The organism is Microcystis sp. M113S1, from assembly GCF_020246945.1.
GTDB lineage: Bacteria > Cyanobacteriota > Cyanobacteriia > Cyanobacteriales > Microcystaceae > Microcystis.
The window spans coordinates 1-4,221 of the sequence record NZ_JADBSA010000318.1 but is presented as its reverse complement, the minus strand read 5'-3'; the positions used below and the strand labels follow the sequence as shown (position 1 = coordinate 4,221).

Annotated in this window: 3 protein-coding genes and 2 pseudogenes; 3 read left to right on the top strand and 2 right to left on the bottom strand. The window is 45.5% G+C overall.

What is annotated here, in order from left to right:
- Positions 1 to 169 precede the first annotated feature (169 nt).
- A complete protein-coding gene (locus IM319_RS16015) occupies positions 170 to 307 on the bottom strand; it encodes a hypothetical protein (RefSeq protein WP_287736249.1) in 138 nt (45 codons plus the stop codon).
- A gap of 13 nt (positions 308 to 320) precedes the next feature.
- Positions 321 to 1,058: a phycocyanobilin:ferredoxin oxidoreductase gene (locus tag IM319_RS16010; RefSeq protein WP_287736248.1), complete on the bottom strand. Its 738-nt coding sequence runs from the start codon at positions 1,056 to 1,058 to the stop codon at positions 321 to 323.
- Between the two features lie 182 nt (positions 1,059 to 1,240).
- On the opposite strand from IM319_RS16010, the gene IM319_RS16005 reads away from it, so the two are divergent.
- The 3 genes and pseudogenes from IM319_RS16005 to IM319_RS15995 form a co-directional block, all read left to right on the top strand.
- Positions 1,241 to 3,553, top strand: a complete 2,313-nt coding sequence (locus IM319_RS16005) for a transglutaminase TgpA family protein (RefSeq protein ID WP_287736247.1) — start codon at positions 1,241 to 1,243, stop codon at positions 3,551 to 3,553.
- Positions 3,554 to 3,682: 129 nt separating this feature from the next.
- Positions 3,683 to 3,847: pseudogene (locus tag IM319_RS16000) on the top strand (helix-turn-helix domain-containing protein); the annotation flags it as partial.
- Positions 3,848 to 3,951: 104 nt separating this feature from the next.
- Positions 3,952 to 4,221 (top strand): annotated as a pseudogene (locus IM319_RS15995) (IS30 family transposase); the annotation flags it as partial.

Here is a 4,221-nt window from a genome sequence, read left to right as displayed (position 1 = left end):
TCAGAAAAGACTTCAAATTCGGCCTTGAACGAGTAAAACTTTCTAGGAAATAAGGTTGAACATTGGATTTTTTCGACTTGTTCAAAGTGGCCGTCCGGCATTCGGACACTCAAAACGGACGGGTCGAAAGTGTCAGACTTAAGCAATTAAGCGTTTTTCGCTATCTGCGTCAACCCCGTTGACGCGACCACCCTAAAAAAGTGGCGTGGTGAGGAATCGCCGTCCGTTTTACGGCGGCGAGGATGTCAACGTTCACTCTTAATTCTCCTGACTGCTCGCTAAACACGACAATTTTTGATGTTGACAAGGAGTAGTTCAGTTTAATCGGGCAGATCAAAGAGAACCCCCGTCATATAACGCTCTGCCCATTCCCAACCGAAGGCTTTTTCTAGTACACGCCGAGTTTTATCGTTTTTTTGCTGTTGACTACAATAATCCCGTTGTCCCTGTAAATAAATACGCGTTTCTTCCCCAGAAAGAGGCTGACTTTCCATAGCACATTTGCAGTGAATTGTCAAGAAATCTGTTACTCTTTGTAAAAATTGTCGTTCCTCGGCGGCGGTTTCGGGACGAATAAACAGACAATATTCGGAGAAAATATGACCCCAAGGCGGCAAATCACGAGCTTGGGCGAAATCAGCCCCAGGTAAAGCCGCTAAAGCTTGATTATAGGCACTAGGGAGAGTTTTATCGCCACTGGTGGGAGAAAGATCCACAATAGCGGCACTGATTCCCGCTTTGCCGGAGACTATATCACATCCGAACATCGGCAGCGGATATTCTGGACGGGGGAACATGACACAGTGAAGGATATCCAAACCATTGCCCAGTTTAGCCAGTTCTAGGTGCATTTTGCGGAACTGGGGAGTTTGATAGCAGCGATTCTCGATAATTAATTTTTCCCCTTCTAAACGTCCCTCCACATAGCCTAAACCTTCCGGCAACTCAAAGGGCGACAAATCAAGATAATTTTCCCAGTCGGACAGAATTGCCGTGGCTAATTGTCCAATCAGGGGATGAAGTAACGGTAAAATTTCAGGCTTGGTAACGGCTATCATAGGTCAGTAATCAGTCATCAGTAATCAGTCATCAGTAATCAGTCATCAGTTATCGTCTCCCTATCTCCCGTCTTCTGTCTCCTGACTCCTGACATCTAAAATCCACTTTACCCCATGGAGCGATCGAGATTAGAACTGGGAAATATAAAATTAACTTTTTGATCTTTCTCCCAATTTACCCTATGGTTAGCAGTGCCGCTCGTCCAAGACCTTCCTTAAAAACCCTCTGGCAAAAGATAGAATCTTCTCCCTTGCCAGAAACCGAGGAATCGATTATTTTAAGAATTCTGGTGCAAGCTTTAGTAATCGTCGGTATTATCGCCACCGATGTGGCTACTGATAGTTATACCGGTATTTGGGCCGTTCCTCTCAGTATTATCGCCGGAATCTGGAGTTGGCGACGCAGGAAAAAGCGCAATATCGGGGCAAAATTTTGTATAGCGATCGGAATGTTAGTGGTGTTGGCGCTATTCTTGGGTAATATCGTTGCGATGCAGGATAGTCGCATTGCCTTAACACAATTATTAATTCAACTGCAAATTCTCCATAGTTTTGACCTGCCCCGACGCAAAGATTTAGGGTATTCTATGGTAATCGGTTTAATTCTCTTGGGAGTCGCAGGGACAATCTCCCAAACCCTCGCTTTTGCGCCTTGGTTAATCCTCTTTCTGCTTTTATCCCTACCTACCCTAGTTTTAGACTATCGTTCTCGTTTAGGCTTAGATAATCTCAATCAGAGTCTCCCTTTCTTCTCAAAGAAACCCCCGCGTCTAGCCACAAAAAAATTAGTTTCCCCGCAAAATTCTCCCCTTTCTCCCAAACGTTTCGGGATTTTCTTTCTGACAATTCTCCTCTTGGGATTGACAATTTTTGCCCTGATGCCGCGTTTTCCGGGTTATCAAATTCAATCTTTTCCCGTCAATAGTCCCGAAGGTATGGAAAATCAGGATTTTGAACAGGGAGACAGACAAATCGTTAACCCCGGCTATGTGCGCGAGGGTGAAACGGGGAATGGTGGCGTAAATGGCGGTAATAGCCCCACTGTTGGGTCAGGACAGCTAGATTCCACCTTTTATTACGGTTTTAACAGCCAAATTAACCAAAATTTGCGGGGAAGTATGACTCCCCAGACAGTCATGCGGGTACGTTCTCAAGCCCCCGGATTCTGGCGCGCCATGGCCTTTGATCGCTATACTGGTCAAGGGTGGCAAATCTCGCGAGATCAAGAAGTAGAGGATTTAAATCGCAGTAGTTGGTCCTATCGCTTTTTTCTGCCGCTACCTGCAACCCAAGCCAAAACCCATCAGGTAGTCCAAACTTACAGCATTGTCTCCAGTTTACCGAATATTATCCCCGCTCTTGCTTCGCCCCAGTATCTCTTTTTTCCTACCCGACAGGTATCTTTAGACCGAGAAAATAGCTTAAGGTCGCCGGGGGGATTAGCGGAAGGGCTAACTTATACTGTAATCTCACAAGTGCCGGAACGCAATCGCAGCCAACTGCGATCGGCCCCAGAAACTTACCCGAAGGCTATTCTCAAGTATTATTTACAAATTCCTGCCGAAATTGCCCCGAAAGTCCGCCGAAAAACCGAGGAATTGCTGGCAAAATCTCCCACACCGTTAACCTCTCCCTACGAGAAGGCCTTATATCTGGCCCAAGCATTAAAGCAAAACTATGAATTAAAAACCGATTTGCCCTTTTTAGCCGAAAATGAGGATTTAGTCTCGGCCTTTTTGTTTCGTTTTCAGGGGGGTTACGCCGATCATTTTTCCACCGTGTTAACGATTATGTTACGCTCGATCGGTATTCCTGCCCGATTAGCCACCGGTTTTGCCCCTGGCCAGTTTAATCCTTTCACTGGCTTTTATGTTGTCCAAAATACGGACGCTTACGCCATCACAGAGGTGTTTTTCCCTGGTTACGGTTGGTACACTTTCGATCCTATACCGGGCCGGGAATTAATTCCCCCATCCTTTGAGGAAGCGGAACCTTTTAGTGTCCTCAAGCAATTTTGGCAATGGGTAGCTGGATGGTTGCCCTCTCCAGTAACGGGTTTTCTCGGTCTGATTTGGGAAAATGTTATCGTTACTATCGGTAAGTTATTGGGATGGTTATGGCGCTTTATTTCTGGCAGTCTTTTAGGGGGAATTCTCGGCGGTTTAGTGGGGGTCGTCTTCGCCTACGCTGGTTGGTTAGGATGGCTACAGTTCCATCGTTGGCGTCGGGGTCGCAAGTTAGCAAAACTACCACCAATCGAGCGTTTATACCAGCAAATGTTAGGAATCTTAACAGAAGCCGGTTATGGTAAACATCCCGCTCAAACCCCTTTAGAATACGCTGTTGCCGCCCGCAGCGTCCAACCGCCGCCAGTGGCGAATATTATCGAGGAGATTGCTCGCGCCTACGTTGATTGGCGTTATGGCGGGAAATCCGCTAATATCGAGAGTTTACGCCAACGTTTTCGAGAGTTGCTCAAGCTAGTGAAAAAGTGAGCTTGAGCCTATAGTTAGGGTTTGCTGAAAACGCCAATTCAAAAATGAAACGCATCAACCTCAAGAGTTGACAGAAAAAGGCTCATCAGGTACTGTCTGATCATTAACAACAACAAATCAGACCCAAAAATGAGCCGACAACATCTTAACATAGAACCAAGAAACTTGCTCTACCAACTTAGTCAAGAGGGAAATTTATCTCAACGGCAAATGGCCGTCTGGCTCGGATGTCATCAAAGCACAATATCACGGGAATTAAGAAGGAATCAAAGTTCCCTGGGGTGCTATCTACCTAAGCAAAATTAATTACACATTTCGATAAAGATTTTGCCTTTTGCCTCTTGCATGAGTGCCTATCTTCACTAGGAAATTTATTTGGCACGACTACTTATCTACCTGACACAGCACAAGCTCAAAGCGAGACGCGCCGAAAAAATGCCAAACAACCCTTTAAAAATGTCAGCAAGGCTACCTTAGAGTTGGTGAAAAAAGGATTAAAAGATTATCATAGTCCCGAACAAATAGCAGGTCGTCTGAAAAGAGCCAGTCAAGAATCTCTCAGTCACGAAACCATCTATCAAATGATCTATCAAAACTATCGAGACTGTGGAAAGTATCAAGAATACCTACGCGGCCAGACGAGGAAAAAGAAAGAGTCGAAATGGAGC